Source organism: Burkholderia sp. LFS061, from assembly GCF_047978125.1.
Classification (GTDB): domain Bacteria; phylum Pseudomonadota; class Gammaproteobacteria; order Burkholderiales; family Burkholderiaceae; genus Burkholderia; species Burkholderia pyrrocinia_C.
On record NZ_JBFPFS010000049.1, the window covers coordinates 1 to 20089 of the forward strand.

Annotated in this window: 19 protein-coding genes and 2 pseudogenes; 5 read left to right on the forward strand and 16 right to left on the reverse strand. The window is 68.8% G+C overall.

Translation table 11 applies throughout. The annotated features are described in order from the left end of the window. Window positions 1-40: 40 nt before the first annotated feature. The 8 genes and pseudogenes from flgL to ACNQQL_RS30255 all read right to left on the reverse strand — a co-directional run. Window positions 41-1276, reverse strand: coding sequence for a flagellar hook-associated protein FlgL (flgL, locus tag ACNQQL_RS30220; RefSeq protein ID WP_204424898.1), 1236 nt, complete (start codon window positions 1274-1276; stop codon window positions 41-43). Between the two features lie 17 nt (window positions 1277-1293). Next, the gene (gene flgK, locus ACNQQL_RS30225) at window positions 1294-3225 is read right to left on the reverse strand and encodes a flagellar hook-associated protein FlgK (RefSeq protein ID WP_347067812.1); all 1932 of its coding nucleotides are present in this window, start codon (window positions 3223-3225) and stop codon (window positions 1294-1296) included. Window positions 3226-3418: 193 nt separating this feature from the next. Beyond that, window positions 3419-4174: a flagellar brake protein gene (locus ACNQQL_RS30230; protein WP_072437535.1), complete on the reverse strand. Its 756-nt coding sequence runs from the start codon at window positions 4172-4174 to the stop codon at window positions 3419-3421. Between the two features lie 244 nt (window positions 4175-4418). Further along, window positions 4419-5405 carry a flagellar assembly peptidoglycan hydrolase FlgJ gene (gene flgJ / locus ACNQQL_RS30235; protein ID WP_347067814.1) on the reverse strand — a complete coding sequence of 329 codons (987 nt, stop codon included), beginning with the start codon at window positions 5403-5405 and terminating at the stop codon, window positions 4419-4421. Then, window positions 5406-6584: a flagellar basal body P-ring protein FlgI gene (locus tag ACNQQL_RS30240; RefSeq protein WP_072437669.1), complete on the reverse strand. Its 1179-nt coding sequence runs from the start codon at window positions 6582-6584 to the stop codon at window positions 5406-5408. A 5-nt stretch (window positions 6585-6589) separates the two neighbouring features. Beyond that, complete coding sequence (gene flgH / locus ACNQQL_RS30245; protein ID WP_072437537.1) at window positions 6590-7279, reverse strand: flagellar basal body L-ring protein FlgH; 690 nt, start codon at window positions 7277-7279, stop codon at window positions 6590-6592. 21 nt (window positions 7280-7300) lie between these two features. Beyond that, complete coding sequence (gene flgG, locus ACNQQL_RS30250) at window positions 7301-8089, reverse strand: flagellar basal-body rod protein FlgG (RefSeq protein WP_072437538.1); 789 nt, start codon at window positions 8087-8089, stop codon at window positions 7301-7303. A 34-nt stretch (window positions 8090-8123) separates the two neighbouring features. Beyond that, window positions 8124-8798 (reverse strand): annotated as a pseudogene (locus ACNQQL_RS30255) (flagellar basal body rod protein FlgF); the annotation flags it as partial. Between ACNQQL_RS30255 and ACNQQL_RS30260 the strand changes: the two are divergent. Next, window positions 8795-9406 carry an acyl-homoserine-lactone synthase gene (locus tag ACNQQL_RS30260; RefSeq protein ID WP_015877501.1) on the forward strand — a complete coding sequence of 204 codons (612 nt, stop codon included), beginning with the start codon at window positions 8795-8797 and terminating at the stop codon, window positions 9404-9406. The pseudogene ACNQQL_RS30255 and the gene ACNQQL_RS30260 sit on opposite strands and share 4 nt — an antisense overlap. 1 nt (window position 9407) lies before the next feature. On the opposite strand, the pseudogene ACNQQL_RS30265 reads toward ACNQQL_RS30260, so the two are convergent. The 5 genes and pseudogenes from ACNQQL_RS30265 to flgB all read right to left on the reverse strand — a co-directional run. Beyond that, window positions 9408-9494: pseudogene (locus tag ACNQQL_RS30265) on the reverse strand (flagellar basal body protein); the annotation flags it as partial. Between the two features lie 19 nt (window positions 9495-9513). Beyond that, the gene (gene flgE / locus ACNQQL_RS30270) at window positions 9514-10755 is read right to left on the reverse strand and encodes a flagellar hook protein FlgE (protein ID WP_347067818.1); all 1242 of its coding nucleotides are present in this window, start codon (window positions 10753-10755) and stop codon (window positions 9514-9516) included. Between the two features lie 27 nt (window positions 10756-10782). Further along, on the reverse strand, window positions 10783-11523 hold the full coding sequence (gene flgD / locus ACNQQL_RS30275) for a flagellar hook assembly protein FlgD (RefSeq protein WP_072437541.1): 741 nt from the start codon (window positions 11521-11523) through the stop codon (window positions 10783-10785). 52 nt (window positions 11524-11575) lie between these two features. Further along, complete coding sequence (gene flgC, locus ACNQQL_RS30280) at window positions 11576-12001, reverse strand: flagellar basal body rod protein FlgC (RefSeq protein WP_006485701.1); 426 nt, start codon at window positions 11999-12001, stop codon at window positions 11576-11578. Window positions 12002-12043: 42 nt separating this feature from the next. Continuing rightward, window positions 12044-12532: a flagellar basal body rod protein FlgB gene (gene flgB, locus ACNQQL_RS30285; RefSeq protein ID WP_347067820.1), complete on the reverse strand. Its 489-nt coding sequence runs from the start codon at window positions 12530-12532 to the stop codon at window positions 12044-12046. Window positions 12533-12736: 204 nt separating this feature from the next. Here flgB and flgA point away from each other — a divergent pair, with 204 nt between their 5' ends. From flgA to ACNQQL_RS30300, 3 genes are all read left to right on the forward strand, one after another. Beyond that, window positions 12737-13978 (forward strand): flagellar basal body P-ring formation chaperone FlgA, encoded by a 1242-nt coding sequence (flgA, locus tag ACNQQL_RS30290; protein ID WP_347067822.1) that lies wholly within the window; start codon window positions 12737-12739, stop codon window positions 13976-13978. Between the two features lie 118 nt (window positions 13979-14096). Beyond that, window positions 14097-14426 (forward strand): flagellar biosynthesis anti-sigma factor FlgM, encoded by a 330-nt coding sequence (gene flgM, locus ACNQQL_RS30295; RefSeq protein ID WP_204424935.1) that lies wholly within the window; start codon window positions 14097-14099, stop codon window positions 14424-14426. Between the two features lie 77 nt (window positions 14427-14503). Continuing rightward, window positions 14504-14944 carry a flagella synthesis protein FlgN gene (locus ACNQQL_RS30300; protein ID WP_072437544.1) on the forward strand — a complete coding sequence of 147 codons (441 nt, stop codon included), beginning with the start codon at window positions 14504-14506 and terminating at the stop codon, window positions 14942-14944. 49 nt (window positions 14945-14993) lie between these two features. Here ACNQQL_RS30300 and ACNQQL_RS30305 read toward each other — a convergent pair whose 3' ends face one another. Beyond that, entirely contained in the window at window positions 14994-16844 is a 1851-nt protein-coding gene (locus ACNQQL_RS30305; protein WP_347067825.1) for a M24 family metallopeptidase, read from the reverse strand. 463 nt (window positions 16845-17307) lie between these two features. Between ACNQQL_RS30305 and ACNQQL_RS30310 the strand changes: the two genes are divergently transcribed. Further along, window positions 17308-18108 carry an XRE family transcriptional regulator gene (locus ACNQQL_RS30310; protein WP_347067827.1) on the forward strand — a complete coding sequence of 267 codons (801 nt, stop codon included), beginning with the start codon at window positions 17308-17310 and terminating at the stop codon, window positions 18106-18108. A gap of 37 nt (window positions 18109-18145) precedes the next feature. Here ACNQQL_RS30310 and ACNQQL_RS30315 read toward each other — a convergent pair whose 3' ends face one another. After that, the gene (locus ACNQQL_RS30315; RefSeq protein ID WP_347067829.1) at window positions 18146-19387 is read right to left on the reverse strand and encodes a multifunctional CCA addition/repair protein; all 1242 of its coding nucleotides are present in this window, start codon (window positions 19385-19387) and stop codon (window positions 18146-18148) included. Then, entirely contained in the window at window positions 19384-20031 is a 648-nt protein-coding gene (locus ACNQQL_RS30320) for a glutathione S-transferase family protein (protein ID WP_034179276.1), read from the reverse strand. The genes ACNQQL_RS30315 and ACNQQL_RS30320 overlap by 4 nt, the downstream gene beginning before the upstream one ends. Window positions 20032-20089: the final 58 nt, after the last annotated feature.

The window sequence follows — 20089 nt, forward strand, 5'->3', positions numbered from 1 at the left end:
GTGCAAGCGTGTGCTCGCATCGCCGCCGGCGCACCGTGCATCACGGATTGATGTACTGGAACAGCGACAGGTTCTGAAGCTGCGCGTACGCCTTCTGCGAGCCCGTCAGCGCGTTCTGCATCTGCAGGAACTGGCTGATCGTCGACACCATGTTGGTGCTCGTCAGGTCAGCGAGGTTGCTGGTGACCTGCAGCGTGTTGGTCTGGTTCACGGTCTGCATCGCCTTGATTTCCTGCTCGCGGCCGCCGACCGACGCCTGCACGGTGAGGACGTTCGTCATCATGTTGTTCAGCTTCGTCGTGCCGGTGGTCATCGCGTTCGCGAGCGCGGCCGCGACAGTCGTGTTGCTGCTGATCGGCACCTTCAGCGCGGCGATCATCGTGTCGAGCGCCGCGAACACGTCGGTGCCGGCCTTCGGCGCGGGCGTGACCGTGAACGTGTCGCCGGGCGCGGGCGTACCCGACACGGGCACCGACAGGCCGCTGCCGAGCGCAATCCCCGCGCCGGCCGAATACGGCTGCGCGGCGGTGGTGGTCGGCGGCACGACCGAGTTGTCGGTCACCGTATAGGTCGGCGCGGCCGCCGTGCCGGCGAATGCGATCGTGAACTGGTGCGCGTTGGTCGCGGCCGACGGGCTCGTGATCGACACCGCGCCGATCGTGCCCGTACCCGTGTTGCCCGCGCCGGCGAGCGGCACCGGCTGGCTGCCGAGCATCGGCACCGACAGGAACACGTTCGCGCCGTTGTCGCCCTGCGAGATCGAACGCGTGTCGGCAATCTGCACCTGCCGCGAACCCATGTCGCCGCTGTAGGTCACGCCGCCGCCCGACGCGTTCGAGAACGGCGCGGTGGTCGACTGGAAGCCCGAGAACAGGTAGTTGCCCGAACCGTCCGTCGAGTTCGCGAGCGTCAGCAGCTGGTCGCGATAGCCCTGCAGCTGCGTCGACAGCGCCGAGCGGTCGCTGTCGGACAGCGAACCGTCGCCGGCCTGGATCACGACCGTATGAATGCTGTTCAGCAGGTTGTTGACGCTGATCAGCGTCTGGTCTTCCTTCTGCAGCGACGACAGCGCGGTGTTCTGGTTCGACGCGTACTGCGACAGCGTCGCCGACGTCATCGACAACTGCACGGCCTGCGCCGCGCCGAGCGGGTTGTCGGCCGGCGTCGCGAGGCTCACGCCGCTCGAGATCTGCTGGTACAGCTGCGACAGCTGCGCCTGCTGGTCGCTCATCTGAGCGACGTTCTGCTGGTAGAACTGGGTGGTGGAAATCCGCATCGCTTCGGTCCCCGAAATCAGTTGAACAGGCCGAGCACGGTCTGGAACAGCGTCGACGCCGTCTGGATCACCTTCGCGTTCGCCTGGTAGAGCTGCTGGTACTGCATCAGGTTGGCCGCTTCCTCGTTCTGGTTCACGCCCGACACCGACTGCTGCGCCTGCGTGATCTGGCCGACCAGCGCGGTCTGCGCGGCGCTCGACGACTTCAGCTGGCTCGTCGTGTTGCCGATGCTGTTCACGTAGTTCGCGTATGCGCCCGTCAGCGTGGTCGAGCCGTTGCCGAACGATTTCGAGTTGACGAGCTTCGACAGCGCGAGCGCGTTGCTGCCGTCGTTCGTGCCGCCCGTGTTCGGCGCGACCGTGAACGTGTCGCCCACCGCCGGCGTGCCCGACACCGTCACCGTGACGCCCGCCGTCAGCGTGATCGGCGAGCCGGCCTGGTACGGCTGCGCACCGGTGGTCGTCGGCGGCACGGCCGTGTTGTCCGTGACCGTATAGGTCGGCGCGGCCGACGTCCCGCCCATCGTGATCGTGTACTTGTGCGCATTGGCCGCGGCCGCCGCGCTCGTGACCGACAACCCGCCGATCGTCCCGGTGCCCGTGTTCGTCGTCGTGGCCGACGGCACGTACGGCGCCGCCGCCGCGATCGCCGAGCCGTTCGACGTCGCGAGGCCGAAGCCGTTCAGCGCGCCGCGCGTCGGCTGCACGGTGAACTTGTCGCCGGCGCTCATCGAGCCCGACGCGAACGAGAAGTTCAGCCCGCCGATCGACGCCGGCATCGACGCCGACGAGCCGACCGCCGTGCCGCTCGCGCGGTCGGTCAGCGTGTAGTTCGTGCCGTCGTACGACAGCGTGTAGTCGCCCGTGGTCGGCTGCGACGCGTTCGCGAACGACACGGACAGCGCCGCGTTGCCGGTGTTGCCCTGGTTCGCGTAGATGATCGGCGAGCCGGTCGTGAACAGGTTGCCGCCGACATTGCCCGACAGGTCGAGGCCGAGCGCGTTCTGCGCGTTGACCTGCGCGGCGAAGCTGGTCGCGATCGCGCCGAGCTGCGCCTGCGCGGGGTCGAGCGTCTGGCTGCGGAACGCGAGCAGGCCGCCGAGCGTGCCGCCCGACAGCGACGCGTCGGACAGGAACTGGTTCGGCCCCTGCGGGGTCGCGCCGGCGATCCCCTGCGACACGACGGTCAGCTCGCTCGGATCGGACGGCGACGTGACGGTCGCGAGCTGGTAGCTCTTGTCCGCGACGACGAGCGGCGTGCCGCCGGCGAGAAACACGCTGTAGCCGTCGCTGTTGCGCACGACCTGCACGCCCGCGAGGTTCGACAGGTTCGACACCGCGAGGTCGCGCTGGTCCATCAGCTGGTTCGGCGGCTGGCCCTGGCTGCTCGCGGACGCGATCTGCTGGTTCAGCTGCGCGATCTGCGCGGTGTACGCGTTGATCTGCGTGACGGTGCTCGTGAGCTGCGTGTTCACGCTCTGGCGCAGCGCGTCGTACTGCTGGCCGGCCGCCGTGATCTGGTTCGCGAGCGTCTGCGCATTGCTCATCGCGGTCTGCCGCACCGACGAGTCGGACGCGTTGTTCGCGACGTTCTGCAGCCCGGTGAAATAGTTCGTGACCGCGGTCGAGATGCCGGCCGTCGGGCTGCCGACGTAGTTGTTCAACTGCGTGACGAGCGAATACCACGTCGACAGCGCGCCGCCCTGCGTCTGCGCGCCGTTCAGCTGGTCGCTGAGGTACTGGCTGTATTGCCGCTGCACGGTGACGGTGTTCACGCCCTGCGGCATGTAGCCGCTGCTCGTGTACTGGCCGCTCGCCTCGGCATAGACGGGGCGTTCGACCGAATAGCCCGGCGTCGCGGCGTTGCTGATGTTCTGGCCGGTCGTCGTGAGGCCCCAGAGCGCGGCATTCAGGCCGCTGACGCCGAGGTTCATGAGTGAGTTGGACATGCGCGATCCTGATGAGCCGGCCGCGCTGCGGCCGCCGGGTTGCGTAACTCCCGGTATAACGGCCGCGGATCGAAAAAATTGAGGAAAAAATGCACGCGCGACGCGCGGGTGCGCAGCGCTGGTCGGAGCGTCCGGCCGGCGGGGCCGACGCCGGTGCGCGGGCGGCCCGTGCGGGCCGGCGGCCGCGTGTGCGTCAGGCCCGCACGAGCGAGCGGCGCTTCATCTCGAGCTGCGTGATCAGCCGCTGCAGCGTGTTCTCGGCGCTGCCCGGCAGCGACATGTAGCGGAAGCCGAGCTGGTAGCGCCGCGACCCGTTCGGCATCTGCGTCGAGCGCTGCGACACGAGCTGCAGGTCGAGCGACAGCTTGCCGTGGCCGGTCAGCTCGAGCTCGACGTCGGGCAGCAGCGTGCCGACCTCGAGCACCTCGACGCGTTCGTCGGCCGTGCGCAGCCCCACGCCGCCGAGCGACAGGTTGTGCACCTCGAACAGGAAGCCCTCGCCGTCCGGCAGCTTGCCGCGGCACAGGAACGGATCGACGATCGGCGCGTCTACCCGGAAATATTCGCGGCGCTGGATGCACATCAGCACTTCGGGGAAATCGGCGACGAACGCGGGCAGCCCCTCGTAGCGCGTCTCGCGCGGCGTGCCCGTGGTGAATTCGACGCGCACGCCCTCCGGCGAGGCCGCGAACGTGCAGTGCGACGCACCGAGGATGCCGGCGTTCTGCTCGGACAGCGCGCCCCAGTCGAACGTGAACGTCCGCGCGCCGACGTCGACCTCGAGCAGGCGGGTGACGAGCTGGCCGCCCGGATACTGGACGGTCAGGAAATCGCCGCGGTTCACGAGGTTGCGCAGCTGCACGCCGATTTCCAGCGGATTGCGGCGGGCATAGTCGGGCCCGGAGTGGCCTGCGTCCAGGCTGGGGTCCGTCGACGTTTCGATATTCATGGCTAGCCGGTCTTTCTTGTCATGGGCGCCCGGACAACCGGTGCGCAATAAAACCGGGTCAGAACAAGTCCCGGTCGCAGGTCTCTCACACTTAGCGGCAGTGCTGACCGAAAGTTTAGATCGATTTCCCGTTTTTTTTCGCGCAAACGTTGAAACCGCGCGCGGCGGTATGCCGGGCGCGGTCCTGAGAGGGTAACTGACGGTGGGCCGGAGCCTGTTATCGGCGGGCGCAGGCCCTGGCCCGTCAGCCGATCTGCTGCATGATCGAGATCAGCTTCTTCGCGTAGTTCGGGTCGGTCGCGTAACCGGCCTTCTGCATCCCGTGCGCGAAGCCTTCGACGCTGCGGCTCGCGCTCAGCACGCCCGAATAGCGCGGATTGTTCTTCAGCAGGTTCGCGTAATCGGTCATCGCGTGCTCGTACGAGTCGTAAGCGCGGAATTTCGCGACCACACGGCGCGGCGTGCCGTTCACGTATTCGGTCGTCAGCGCCGACACCGTGCGGCCCGTCCAGCCCTTGTTCGCCTTGATGCCGAACACGTTGTAGCTGGTCGAGCCGTCGGCCGCGCGGATCTCGCGCTTGCCCCAGCCCGATTCGAGCGCGGCCTGGCCGACGATGAAGCGCGCCGGAATACCGGTCGACGCGCTGGCCGCCTGTGCGGGGGCCGCGAGCCGGTCGACGAACGCGTCGGCGTCCGGCGCGCCGCTCGCGCCCTTCAGCGGCGGCGTCAGCGCACTGCCGGCCGAGTAGCCGCGCGCGCCGGCGAGCCCGCCGTTGTTCCCGGCCGCGTTCGCGTACGCGCGCGCCATCGCGTTCATCGCGGCGAGGCTGCCTTCGTTGCCGGCCGTGCCGGGACCGCCCGAGCCCAAGCCGCCCGTACCGACGTCGGCCGCCGTGTCGCTGCCCGCGCCCTGCCCCGCATTGCGCAGCAGCTGCTTCATCAGCGCGTCGGCGACGCCGATCCCGCGCGTCGACATCTGCTGCGCGAGCTGCTGGTCGAGCATCGACGTGTACATCTTCGACGTATGCGAATCGAACAGCCCGCCGTCGGGCGACGCGTCGCGCATGCTCTTGAGCATCATCTGCGTGAACATCGCGTCGAACTGGCCCGCGACGGCCTTCGCGCCGGCCTGCGGCGACTGCTTCGCCTGCGCGCGCAGCGCGTCGAAACCCTGCACGTCGAGCGCGAAGCGCTGCGTGAGGTCGTTCGCGTTCGGAAGATTCGCTGCCATTTAGATGACCTCCAGGTCGGCGCGCAACGCGCCAGCCGCCTTCATCGCCTGCAGGATCGACATCAGGTCCGCCGGCGTCGCGCCGAGCGTGTTCAGCGCCTTCACGACGTCGGCGAGGTTCGCGCCGGCCGTCACCATCTTCAGCGCGCCGTTGTCCTGCTTGAGCTGGATCTGCGACTGCTGCGCCACCACCGTCTGCCCGTTCGAGAACGGCCCCGGCTGCGACACGACCGGCTGCGTGTTGACGACGACCGACAGGTTGCCGTGCGCGACCGCGCAGCTCTGCAGCGTGACCATCTGGTTCATCACGATCGAGCCGGTGCGCGCGTTCAGGATCACCTTTGCGGCCGCCTTGTCCGGACTCACGTCGAGGTTCTGCAGCCGCGCCATGAACGCGACCTGCTGCGCCGAGTCGGCCGGCGCCGCGAGCTGGATCGTGCGGCCGTCGAGCGCCGTCGCGGTGCCCGGGCCGAAGCTCGAATTGACCGCGGACACGATCCGCTGCGCGGTGCCGTAGTCCATGTCGTTCAGCTGCAATTGCAGCACGCCGTTCATCTGCGCGATCGCGTTCGGCACCGAGCGCTCGACGATCGCGCCGCCGACGATCCGGCCGGCCGCGAGCTGGTTCACCTGCACGCGGCTGCCGTTCGCGCTGGCACCCGCGCCGCCGACCGCCATGTTGCCCTGCGCGAGCGCGTACACCTGCCCGTCCGCGCCTTTCAGCGGCGTGAGCAGCAGCGTGCCGCCGCGCAGGCTCTTGGCGTTGCCGAGCGACGATACGGTCACGTCGAGCGCCTCGCCGGGCCGCGCGAACGGCGGCAGCGTGGCGGTCACCATCACGGCCGCGACGTTCTTCAACTGCATGTTGTTCAGCGACGACGAACCGCCGTTGGCCGACCCGTTGTTGATCGAGATGCCGAGGTTCGCGAGCATGTTCGCGAGCGTCTGCGTCGTGAACGGCGTCTGCATCGTCTGGTCGCCCGTGCCGTCGAGGCCGACGACGAGGCCATAACCGATCAGCGGGTTGTCGCGCACGCCCTGGATCTGCGCGAGATCCTTCAGGCGTTCCGCGTGCGCGGGCGCCGCGCCGAACACGCAGGCCGCGGCCGCGAACGCGACGGCGAGCCGCGCGAACGCTCGTGCGCGGGACGACAGGCGGTTGAACAGGGGCTTGCGCATCGTCATCACCACGGTGCGATGTTGAGGAAGAAGCGCTGCAGCCAGCCCATCGTCTCGGCTTCGTTGATGTAGCCCTTCGCCGAGTATTCGATCCGCGCGTCGGCGACCTGCGTCGAGTAGACCGAGTTCGCGCCCGAGATCGTGTTCGGGTTGACGATGCCCGAGAAGCGCACGAATTCGTTGCCCTGGTTGATCAGCATCTGCTTCTCGCCGCTGACGACGAGGTTGCCGTTCGGCAGCACGTTGGTGACGGTCACCGTGATCGTGCCGTTGAACGTGTTCGCCGCGCTCGCGCCGCCCGTCGCCGCGAACTTGTTGTTGCCGGCCGCCGACAGGTTCGCCTTCGCGAACAGCCCGCCGAGGAAGCCGGCCGTCGGCACGTCGAAGCCGGTGTTGCCCTGCCGGTTCGTGTTCGCGCCGGACGATTTCGTCGCGTTGATGTTTTCCGCGATCACGATCGTCAGGATGTCGCCGGTGTTGCGCGGCCGCTGATCCTCGAACAGCGGCCGCCCCGCGTAGCCGGGGTTGTAGATCGAGCCGGGCGCCTGCATCGACATCGGCGCTGGCGGCTGCGCCGTCATCGGCTGCTGGATGATCGGATCGCGCGGGATCTGCGCGCAACCGGCGAGCGCCGCCACCGCGACCGCGCACGCGGCGCGGACGGTGGCTGACGGGAGGAGGCGAACCTGCTTCATGGCGACGACGGGGTGTTCCGGTTAGGTCTTCATCTGCGTGACGGTCTGCAGCATCTGGTCGGACGTCGTCACGGCCTTGCTGTTGATCTCGTAGGCACGCTGCGTCTGGATCATGTTGACGAGTTCCTGCACGACGTTCACGTTCGACGCTTCGACATAACCCTGGTTGAGCACGCCCGCGCCGTTCAGCCCCGGCTGCGACACGTTGGGCGCGCCCGACGACGTCGTTTCCGCGAACAGGTTCTCGCCCTTCGCCTCGAGGCCGGTCGGGTTGATGAAGGTCGCGATCTGCAGCGAGCCGATCTGCACCGCGTTGCCCGAGCCCGGCTGCGTGACCGACACGACGCCGTCCTTGCCGATCGTCAGCGACTGCGCGTTCTGCGGCACGGTGATCGCCGGCAGGATCTGGTAGCCGCTCGACGTGACGAGCTGGCCCTGCGCGTTGGTCTGGAACGAGCCGTCGCGCGTGTACGCGTTCGTGCCGTCCGGCATCAGCACCTGGAAGAAGCCCGCGCCGTTGATCGCGACGTCCTTCGAGTTGCCGGTCTGCGTGAGGCCGCCCTGCGTGTACAGGCGCTCGGTCGCGACCTGCTGCACGCCGGTACCGAGCTGCAGGCCCGACGGCAGCTCGGTCTGCTGCGTCGAGTTCGCGCCGGGCTGGCGGATCGTCTGGTAAAGCAGATCCTCGAACACCGCGCGCGACGCCTTGAAGCCGTTCGTGCTGGTGTTCGCGAGGTTGTTCGAAATCACGTCCATCTGCGCCTGCTGCGCATTCATGCCGGTGGCGGCGATGTAGAGCGAACGGTTCACTTGTAAGGTCTCCTGCGTGGGCTGGCGCGGGCGCTCAGCTGAAGTTGAGCAGCTGGTTCGCCGTCTGCTCGTTCTGGTCGGCCGTCTGGATCAGCTTCGACTGAAGCTGGAACGCGCGCGCGTTGTCGATCATCGCGACCATCGCGGTCACCGGGTTGACGTTGCTGCCTTCGAGCGAATTCGGCGTGACGACCACGTTCGGGGCGGCGTCGGCCGGATTGCCGTCGGCGGTGCGGAACAATCCGTCGTTGCCGCGCGTGAGCGTGGCCGGATCGGGGTTGACGAGCTTCATCTGGTCGACGATCGCGACCGCCGTCGGCGGGTCGCCCGGCATCAGCGCGGAAACGGTGCCGTCCTTGCCGATCGTCACTTCCGCGTTCGGCGGCACCGAGATCGGGCCGCCGTTGCCGATCACCGGCAGGTTGCTCGCGTTGACGAGCTGGCCGTTCTCGTCGACGTGCAGGTTGCCGGCGCGCGTGTACGCCTCGCTGCCGTCGGCCGTCTGCACCGACAACCAGCCGGCGCCCTGCACGGCGACGTCGAGCGGATTGCCGGTGCGCGTGATCGGACCCGGCGCGTAATCTGCGCCGGGCGTCGACGCGAGCACGTAGGTACGCGTCGTCGTCGGGTCGATGTTGCTGCCGTCGCCGAAATTCATCGGCACCGCGCGATACGTCGCGAGCTGCGCGCGAAAGCCCGTCGTCGATGCAAACTTTCGTTCACGAGGCAGGCCGCCTTCCCGCCCATATCGCCGCCGAGCTGGGTTCGTACCGTTATCGCGTGTTCGTCGAGCAGCTCGGCTGGCAGCTGCCGTCCGAAGACGAAAAATTCGAGCGCGATCAGTACGATCGCGACGATACCGTCTACGTATTGGGACGCGATGCGAATGGGGAGATATGCGGTTGCGCGCGGCTGCTGCCGACCACCCGCCCCTACCTGTTGCAGGAAGTGTTCCCGCACCTGCTGGCCGACGAGCATCCGGCGCCGCGCTCCGCCCACGTCTGGGAGCTGTCGCGCTTCGCGGCGACCCCCGAGGAAGGGGCCGATGCCGGCAGCCTGGCCTGGTCGGTGCGGCCGATGCTCGCCGCCGCCGTGGAGTGCGCGGCACGGCGCGGCGCGCGCCAGTTGATCGGGGTCACGTTCTGCAGCATCGAGCGGCTGTTCCGCCGGATCGGCGTGCATGCCCACCGGGCCGGCGCACCGGTGTCGATCGACGGGCGCATGGTGGTGGCATGCTGGATCGACATCGACGCGCAGACGCTGGCCGCGCTCGACCTCGACCCGGCGCTTTGCGCGTCGCAACCCGAAGCGGCCTGAATGCGTTCGCGAGGTTGTTCGCGACGATCGCCTGCTGGTCGAGCGACTGCGACGCGCCCGTCATCGCCGTGTAGATCAGTCGGTCCATGGCTGCCGGTTATCCGCGCTTACAGGTTGATGAGCGTCTGGTCGACGGTCTGCTGCGTCTTGATCGTCTGCGCGTTCGCCTGGTAGTTGCGCTGCGCGGTGATCAGGTTGACGAGCTGCGACGTGAGGTCGACGTTCGAGTTCTCGAGCGCGCTGCCCTGCAGCGTGCCGTGGTTCGTGCTGCCCGGCGCGGACACCTGCGGCACGCCCGACGCGGAGGACTCCGCATACTGGTTGCCGCCGAGGTTGACCAGCCCGTTCGGGTTGTTGAAGTTCGCGAGCGCGATCAGGCCGAGCACGGAGGTCTGGCCGTTCGAGTAGTTGCCGGTCAGCTTGCCGTCGGCGCCGATCGAAAAGGTCGTCAGCGTGCCGCTCGCGTAGCCGTCCTGCGCGAGGTTGTTCACGCCGTCCTTGCCGCCGTACTGCGTCGTGCCGGTCAGGTCGAGCGTGAGGCTCTGCGGCGTCACCGAGCCGTCGGTGTTCGGCACCGTGAACTGGAACTGGCCGAGCGACGTGGTCGGCGCCGCCGGCGTGCCCGTCGTCGTGCTCTGGATCGCGCCCGACGAATTGAACGTGACCGTGCCGAGATCGGTCGTGGCGCCGCCCTGGACACCCGCGTACGCTTCCCACGTGCCGGCCGCCGACTTCACGAAGTACATGTTGACCGCCTGCGAACCGCCGAGCGTGTCATACACCTGGATCGACGTCGAGTAGTTGTAGGTCGTGGTGTCGGTCGCGCTGAACGGCGTCTTGGCCGGCACCGTGTCCTGCGAGTTCAGGTTGAACTGGCCGGTGATCTTGGTCGTCGCGGTCGGCGCGATGTTGGACGTCGGCGCCTGCATCGGCACGGTCTGCGCGGTGTTGATCACGCCGCCCGAGCCGGCCGCGTAACCCATCAGGTTGCGGCCTTGCGAATCGACGATATAGCCGTTCTTGTCGCGCTGGAACGTGCCGTCGCGCGAGTACGTCGTCACGCCGTTGTTCGACATCTGGAAGAAGCCGTTGCCGTTGATCGCGACGTCGAGCGACGAGTTCGTCGTATTGATCGTGCCCTGGCCGAACTGCTGCTGTACCGATGCGAGCGACGTGCCGATGCCGATCTGTGTGTTGACCGACGTCGCGACCGAGTTCGCGTACATGTCGGCAAACTGCGCGGTGCTCGACTTGAAGCCGACCGTGTTCGCGTTCGCGATGTTGTTGCCGATCACGTCGAGCGCGTTCGATGCGCCGGCGAGGCCGCTCAGACCCTGTTGATAACCCATTTCGGTCTCCGTTTCGGGAAAGCTGAATCAGTTGGACGTAGTGCCGCCGGACGACGACGTGTTCGGAAAAATCGACGCGACCTGGGTGAGCCCCACCGTCGTGCCGTTCGACAGCACGAGCCCCGCCGTGCCGTCTGCCTGCTTGATCACGCTCTGCACCTGCGCGGCCGCGAGCGTCGTGGCCGCCTGCGGCGTGCCGGCGCTGTTGGTATACGACGCGCTGATCGTGTACTTGCCGTCCGGCAGCGCATTGCCCGCCGCGTCGGTCGGCGTCCAGTTGAACGGCACGGTGCCGGCCGACTGCGCGCCCGCGTTGATCGTGTTCACGACGGCGCCCGCCGAGTTCTTCACGGTGATCGTCAGGTTCGACACCGAGCTCGCCAGCGACACGCCGAACGGCGACGCCGCGCCGCCCTTCACCGCGACCGCGTTGCCCGGCGCGAGCACGTTCGAGCCGATCAGCAGCGCGGCCTGCGTCTGCTGGCCGGCCGTGAGCTGCGTCGACAGCGACGTGAGCGACGTGTTCAGCTGCGCGATGCCGCTCACCGTGTTGATCTGCGCGAGCTGCGACGTCATCTGCGAGCTGTCGACCGGGCTCGTCGGATCCTGGTTCTGCAACTGCGTGACGAGCAGCTTCAGGAACGTCGCCTGCAGGTCGCTCGCCGACGTGCCGTTGGTCGACGACACTTTGTTGGTGTTCATCGTGTCGGTCGGCAGGGTCGACACGTTCGTGCCGTTGCCGCCGATCGTCGTGCTGGAGGATGTCATCCTGGGTGGCCTTCTGTCGGAACTGTCGGATTGGGGTCGGTCGGCGCGCGGCTCACGAGCCGATCGTCAGCGTCTTGAGCATCAGCGTCTTCGCGGTGTTCAGCGTCTCGACGTTGGCCTGGTACGAGCGCGACGCCGAGATCATGTTCACCATCTCCTGCACCGGGTCGACGTTCGGCATCTGCACGTAGCCGTTCGCGTCGGCGGCCGGGTTCGCCGGGTCGTAGGTCGACTTCATCGGCGACGGGTCGTCCATCACCTTCGTCACGCGCACGCCGCCCACGCCCTGGCCCGACGCGGTGCGCGCGCCGCCCATCGGGTCGGTCGCGAACACGACCTGCTTGGCCTTGTACGGCTTGCCGTCGGGGCCGGTGGCGCTGTCGGCGTTCGCGAGGTTCGACGCGGTGACGTTCAGGCGCTGCGATTGCGCGGACAGCGCCGAACCGGCGACGCCGAAGATGTTCATCAACGAAGGCATGGAGGCTCCTTGTGCTTGTGCGCGGGTTCGGAAGCGGCGCGCTTACGAGTTCGTCGAGATCGCGGCGATCATGGCCTTGATCTGCTGGGTCATCACGGTCATCCCGGTTTCGTAGTGCAGCGCGTTGTTCGCGAACTGCACGCGTTCGACGTCGAGATCGACCGTGTTGCCGTCGAGCGACGGCTGCAGCGGCATCCGGTACTGCGCGCGGCCGTAGTCGTCCGCCGGGCCGCCCGTCGGGATCAGCTTCGCCGTGCCGGCCATGTGGCCCGCCGCCGTCGACACCATCGACATGCCGCTCGTCACGCCGGCTGGCTGCGTCATCGGCAGTTGCGCGGTGTTGCTCGGCGCGAGGCCGCCGTTCGTCTGCTTGAGCGAGCGCGCGAGCGTCGACGCGAAATCGACGTCGCGGGCCTGGTAGCCGGGCGTGTCGGCGTTCGCGATGTTCGACGACAGCAGTTCCTGCCGATAGGCGCGCACGTCGAGCGCCTGTCGGCCGAACGCGAATTCCGCATCGAGTTTGTCCAGCATGTGTGCGTCTCTCCGTATGAAGCGCTGCACGCCCCTCGCGCCGGATGGCGACCCGAGAGGCTTTTTTCCATGACAGCGATGGTAGGCGCCGCACGCAACCGGCAATCGGGCGAATAACGCGGCAAAGCCCCCCTCTATTCATCGTTTGCGCGGCGGCCCCGCTCCCTAGAATGCAAATCGGATCAACGGATCGAGGGCAAGGCGATGACTGGCAGCGCACTTCGCGGCAGGAACGGGCGGCTCACGCACGTCCGGCGTGCGTTTGCGCTCGCCGCGGCGCTATGGATCGCCGCCCCGGCCGCGCACGCGGACGACGGGACGATCGTGATTCCCGGACGCGGCGAAACGGCCGAAACCGCGCTCGCGCACGCCAATGCGGCGAGCGGCGGGCAGTTCGGCGGGAATGCGGGGACGGGTTCGGGCGCAGGCATGGCGCCGGACGCGGGACGCGCGGCGGCAGGCGCGGGTGGTGCGGCCGGTGCCGCCGCTGCCGGCTATGCGGCGCAACCGGCGAGCGCGATGGTCGTGACGAACGTCCCGCCGCCAGCCCCCGCACCGGCAGCCGCGCCGGCCCCCGTCTATGCAGCCGCTCGCGCGAACACCGTCTACGGCGCGCCGCGCGCCGCCGATCCGAACGCCATCGCGACGGTCATCGCCGGAACGGCCGATCCCGCGTCGAATCCCGCGCGGCCGGCGCCCCAGGCAGTCTCCGCGCGCATGGCAGCAGCGCGCACCGCGTCAGCCGCGCCGGCGCCGCGTGCACCGATGGCTTCCGCCAACCCGGCCCAGGCGGCCCCCGCGGCCCAGAGCGCGACGCCGCCCGGCCAGCAGGATCCCGACTCGATCCGGCGCGCGGCCCTCGCGTTCCTGCAGCAGCAGATCGCGGGCCTGCCCGGCAAGACCACGGCGACGGTCACGACCGCGTTTCCGCGCGGGCTCGCCGCGTGCACGACGCTCGAGCCGTTCCTGCCGACCGGCGCGCGCCTGTGGGGCCGCACGACGGTCGGCGTGCGCTGCGCGGGCGAACGGCCGTGGACCGTCTACCTGCAGGCGAAGGTCGCCGTGCAGGCCACTTATTACGTCGCCGCGCGCCAGATCGCGCCCGGCGAGCCGCTGGGCGCGGCCGACCTGGTCGCGCGCGACGGCGACCTGACGGTGCTGCCGCTCGCGGTGATCACCGATCCGGCGCAGGCGGTCGGCTCGACCGCGCTCGCGCGCATCTCCGCCGGGCTGCCGCTGCGGCAGGACATGCTGAAGAGCGCGGCGTCGGTGTCGGCCGGCCAGACGGTGCGGGTCGTCGCGGCCGGCCCCGGTTTCACGATTTCGGCCGAGGGCAGCGTGCTCGCGAATGCGGCGCCCGGCCAGTCAGTGCGGGTGCGGATGGCGGCGGGCCAGATCGTCACGGCAATCGTCAAGGACGCCGGCACCGTGGAAATTCCGCTGTAGGGACGGATCCCGCCGCAAGATTGCAAAGAATTGTTTATTCGGAGAATTTCGGGCTCACGATGCTAAAGTTCGGGCCGACCCGGCCGTTATCTGGGTCAAACCGTACAGGAAACCCATCGTGAAGATCGATTCCACTCCGAAACCGAGCCCCCTCGCGCCGACCGGCAACGGCGCGGCCCGTGCACAATCCGGCGCGGCCCAATCGTCCTCGCAGGCGGCCGACGCAGGATCGACCGGCGGCGACGCGACCGTGAACCTGTCGGGTCTGTCCGGCCAGTTGCGCTCGGCATCCGCGTCCGGCAACGCCGATATCGACACGGGCCTGGTCCAGTCGATCAAGGACGCGCTGAACAACGGCACGCTGACGATCGACGCGAACAAGATTGCCGACGGCGTATTGAACACCGCCCGCGAACTGCTGCAACAGCAGCGCCCGCAGGGCAGCTGAGCCGGCCGCCTCGCGGCCGGTCCCCCCGGTTTGCCGGCGCGCCGCACCCCGCGCTCCGGCGCGACGAGCATGACGCGATGAGAGAAGAGCTGCTGGCCACGGTCAACGACGAACACGCGACGGTCGAGGCGTTCGCGTCCCTGCTCGCCTACGAGGAAAAAGCGCTGACGACGGCGGAGCCGCTCGACATGCTGCCCGGGATCGTCGAGAAGAAGAGCGAGCTGATCGACCGGCTCGCGCAGCTCGAACGCACGCGCGACACGCAGCTGTCCGCGCTCGGCTTTGCGTCGGGCAAGAAAGGGATGGATCAGGCCGCCGAGCGCGATGCACGCCTCGCCGGCCGCTGGCAGTTGCTGCAGCAGGCCGCCGAACGCGCGCGCCAGGCCAACGCGAACAACGGGATGCTGATCCGGATCCGGATGGACTACAACGAGCGCGCGCTCGCGGTGCTGCGCTCGGCGCCCGCACCGGCCGGCGTCTACGGCCCCGACGGGCGCGTGTCGGCGCTGACGCGCTGACGTCGCGCCGCGCGGCCGCCCGACGGCCGCGCGCCTGCCTTGCCTTTCCTTACAACAGCGGACACGCGGTGACCTGCGTGCCACGCTCCACGCACAGCCGTTCGTAGTCGCGCAGGTACGCGCGCTCGTCGTCGTCCAGCAGGTCGAGATCGATCAGGTCCCAGTCGTAGCCGACCGTCACGATGTTCTCGAACGTCACCGTATCCGGCTGCGCTTCGTCCGGCCGGATGATCACGATGTTCTCGATCCGCACGCCGCCCTTGCCCGGCACGTAGATGCCCGGCTCGACCGAAATCACCGCATTCGGCACCAGCCCGTATTTCGCGCCCGGCGCGAAACGCACGCCGCCTTCGTGCACGTGAATCCCGACGCCGTGCCCGGTGCCGTGGCCGAAATCGTGGCCGTGATCGCGGCACACCTGCCGCACGAGCGCATCGACGTCGCCGCCCGTCGCCGAGGCCGGGAAGCGCGTGACGAGCCCCTTGATGCAGGCCTTCAGCGCGACCGTGTAGATCTCGCGCTGCCACGGTTGCGCGACCGTGTCCGCGCGCGTGCGGCGCAGCACGACGCGCGTGCAGTCCGTCGCGAAGCCGGCTTCGTAGTACGCACCGCTGTCGAGCAGCACGAGTTCGCCTTCCGTCAGCTCGACGTCGGCGCTCGCCGCCGTGTAATGCGCGAACGCGCTGTTCGCGCCGTTCGCCGCGATCGACGGAAACGTCAGCGCGACCGCCGAGCGCGCGCCGTACGCGTCGTTGATCGTGCGCGCCAGGTCATATTCGGTGTGGCGTGCGCCCGGCTCGCCGGTCTTCGCCCAGCGCATCGTCTCGGCGATCGCCGCGGAGCTGCGCGCGAACGCGTCGCGGAACCGGTCGAGCACCGCCGGCGTCTTCGCGGCCCGCATCGCCTCGACCGGATTGAAGTCGGCATGCCGCGCGTGCGGCCACACGCGGCTGACCGCGTCGACGAGCGCGCAGTTCACCGATTCGAAGCCGTAGCACACGTGATCGACCGCGAACTGCGCGAGAAAGCGCTCGAGCGCCGCGACGTCGCGCCGGATCACGTGCAGCGCCGGATACGACTCGAGCGCGACTTCGCAGCGGTCGCAGCCTTCCGGCAGGAACAGCGCGACCTCCCCGCCGACCGAGAACAGGAAGCCGAGATGCGACGATGCATTCGGGATGTGATAGCCGCGGCTGTTCAGCAGATACGCGAGATCGTCCGACGCGCAGGTGAAGAACGCGGCCTTGCCGTCGGCCGCGCCGGTATGCGCGGCGAGCTTGCGGTTCAGCGTGTCGAGGTTCTGCGCAACGCTCAGGCCCGTCATCGATTCCGGCAGCTCGAAGATCGGCCGCTCGACGACCCAGCCCGGCAGCGCGATCGCGCGGTCGATCTCGCGATCGGCGAGGCTCGTCCAGTCGAGCACTGCGGCCTGCGTCTGCTCGAGCAGCCGGTCGCGCTGCGCGACGCTGATCCGCAGCCCGTCGTAGCCGACCCGCGCGAGCCGGCTCGCATGCGCGACCAGCCAGTCGGCCATCGCCTGCCAGATCGTCAGGTTCATCCCGAGCTTCTCGATGCGCACGCGCGCCGGATCGCACTGCTGCTCGGCCTGCAGGTGATAGCGGCCGTCGACAAACAGCACGAACGGCGGCACGCCGAGCACCTGCGCGGTCTCCGCGCTCAGGAAGATCCCGCAGCCGGCCGAGCCGTCGAAGCCCGACAACGCATAGCGCGGGTTATTGCTGCGCGGCAGGTACTCGGTGACGTATTCGTCCTGCGACGTGACCACCACCGCGTCGAGCCGCGCGGCGTCGAGCAGGCGCGACAGGCCGGCCTGCGTGTCGGCGACGGACGCGTCGTACGGGGGAAGGCCGGAGAAGCTGTATTTCAGTCGATCGATCATCGGATGCCCACGTTATCCATTGTTGTCGGCGGCCGGCGGCGTGACGCGGCGGGGCGCATGCCTGAAGCAGGCATGTCGCGACACGGCGCCGATGGTCGGGCAACGCGCGGCACTGCACGTCGCCGGGCCGCTGTGCAGTGCCAGCGGCAGGTCCGCGGAAATTTTTGTCTCACTTAACTTTGTTTGATGCGCGCGACAGAATCTAGAGCACGCTGAAATTGAGGTCAAGCCAAAATTTTCGTAGGACTAAAATCGGCGGCACGGTTCCGCATGCGGGCGCGGCGTGGCGTCGCCCGCCGACACCGCGCGGTACAATGCGCCGGCATCGTCGTCCCGACGGCCGTGCTTCGTGCGATGCGCGGAAGGCAATGTCCCGGCGACTGCACCGCCTCTCCGCCAGGACCTGTTCGCGCTAATAACGGGCTCGCCCTTGCCTCCCGACTCGTTGCCACGAAAGAGATTCATGGATTCAGACCTCATGCGTATCGGCCAGCGCATTCGCCGCCTGCGCCGGGAAGCGAAGAAGACGCTGCTGGAAGTCGCGACCGAAGCGAAGCTGTCGGTCGGGTTCCTGTCGCAGGTCGAGCGTCATCTCACGGGTATCTCGCTGTCGTCGCTCGTCAATGTCGCGAAGGCGCTGGGCGTGCCGCTCGGCGCGCTGATCGACCAGCCGCGCCAGGCGCAGCCCGATTCGCACGAAGGCAGCCGCGAGCCGTACGCGGTCGACAGCGCGTCGCAGTGGTACGAACGGCTGTCCACCACGTTCGACGGCAGCCAGATCAACGCGGTCAAGGTCCAGATGATGGAAGGCTACCGCTCGGAATGGGTGTCGCACGGCGGCGACGAATTCGTCTACGTGCTGACCGGCCGCATCTGCTACACGGTCGGCAAGAAGGATTACCCGCTGGCGCCCGGCGACTCGCTGCACTTCGACGCGCGCAAGCGGCATCGCGTCGCCAACGTGGGTGACGGGCCCGCCGAACTGATCGTGGTCGGCACACTGCCGCTGTTCGACGACAGTTGCGCCGAATTCGTGTCCGCGACGATGGAAATCAGGCAGCCCGAGCCCCGCGTGCGCATTGCGTCGGGCGAGCCGCGCGCGAGCCGCCGCGAACCGGCGCCGAAACGCGGCCGCGACGCCGATCCGGCACGGCCGGCCGGCGCGGCGGAAAAGAAGGCCACGGCCAAGCCGCGCGCATCCGCCGGCAAACGCCCGGCGGCCGCGACCCCGGCACGCAAGGCAGCCGCGCGCCAGAAGCCGTAACGGCCGGCGGCCGCCCGCCGCCGTCACACCTGCCGCCCTATTCGCCGATCGCGAGCGCCTGCGCGACGGCCTGGATCCGCGCGCGATGCACGGCCTCCTTGATCTTCTCCGCTTCGCTGCCGATGCCGCGCGCGATCGCGCCGGCATCGACGCTGCGCGCGGCCGCGAGCGCCACGCGCAGCCGCTCGGCCTGCGGATATGGCTGCGCGTCGAGCCCGAGCCGCCCGCGCGCATCCGATTCGCAGGCCTGCAGCATCTCGGCGAAACGCGCCGGCTTGCGCAGCGCGTCGCTGCGCTCGAACAGCCGCACCAGCGCGGCCGCGCCCATCTCCATCACGCGATGCAGGTTGCCGTGCTCGCGTGCGACCACGAGCGCGAGATCGCGGCAATCGTTCGGCACGCGCAGCCGCTCGCACAACGGCTTGAGCAGGTCGACGCTGCGGCCCTCATGGCCGACGTGGCGCGGCAGCACGTCCGCCGGCGTCGTCGCCTTGCCGAGATCGTGCGTGAGCGCCGCGAAGCGCACCGGCAGCGAATAGCCCTGCTTCGCCGCGTAGTCGACGACCATCATCACGTGCACGCCCGTATCGACTTCCGGATGGTAGTCGGCGCGCTGCGGCACGCCCCACAGCGCATCGACCTCGGGCAGGACGCGCGCGAGCGCGTCGCAGTCGCGCAGCACCGCGAACATCCGCGACGGCTTCGCCTCCATCAGCCCGCGCGCGATTTCCTGCCACACGCGCTCGGGCACCAGCGCGTCGGCCTCGCCCGCGTCGACCATCCGCCGCATCAGCGCGAGCGTTTCGTCGGCGACCGTGAAATCCGCGAACCGCGCGGCGAAGCGCGCAATGCGCAGGATCCGCACCGGATCCTCGACGAACGCGTCGCTCACGTGCCGGAACACGCGCGCACGCAGGTCGGCCTGCCCGTCGAACGGGTCGATCACGGGCCCGACCAGCGCGCCCTCCGGGCTCACCTCGCGCGCCATCGCGTTGATCGTCAGGTCGCGCCGCGCGAGATCCTCGTCGAGCGTCACGTCCGGCGCGTAATGGAACTGGAAGCCGTGATAGCCGGCCGCCGTCTTGCGCTCGGTGCGCGCCAGCGCGTATTCCTCCTGCGTGTGCGGATGCAGGAACACCGGAAAATCCTTGCCGACCGGCCGGAAGCCCTGCGCGGCCATCTGCTCGGGCGTCGCGCCCACCACCACGTAGTCGCGGTCCTGCACGGGCACGCCGAGCAATTCGTCGCGGATCGCCCCGCCTACTGCGTAGATGTTCATGGCTGCGGCTCGTATTCGGCGATCACGTTGGTCTCGCGGCGCGCGGCGTCGATCCACCGCTGCACCGCCGGCAGCGCCGTCACGCGCGCCGCGTAGCCGGCCGCGTCCGGCGACAGGCCCGGCTCGTACGTGTTGAAGCGCATCACGACGGGCGCGTACATCGCATCGGCGATCCCGAACTCGCCGAACAGGAACGGCCCGCCCGACGCTTCGAGGCACGCGCTCCACAGCGCGTCGATGCGCGCGACGTCGGCGAGCGCGTCGGGCGTCGCGCCGCGCCCCGGCATCGACGCGCGCACGTTCATGCCCATCTGCGTGCGCAGCGCCGCGAAGCCCGAATGCATCTCGGCCGCGATGCAGCGCGCATGCGCGCGTTCGAGCGGATCGGCCGGCCACATCGGGAACTGCGGATAGCGCTCGGCGAGCGTCTCGGCGATCGCGAGCGAATCCCAGATCGCGACGCCGTGGTCGTCGACCAGGCACGGCACCTTGCCGGACGGCGAATACTCGAGGATGCGCGCGGCCGTGTCGTCGCGGCGCAGCTCGACCGCGATCTCGTCGAACGGGATGCCGAAATGCACGAGCAGCAGCCACGGACGCATCGACCACGACGAGTAGTTCTTGTCTCCAATGACGAGTTTCATGACGGTGTTCCGGAAAACGCGAAGGTGGAAAGGACGATGCTGAACGACGGCGCCCCGG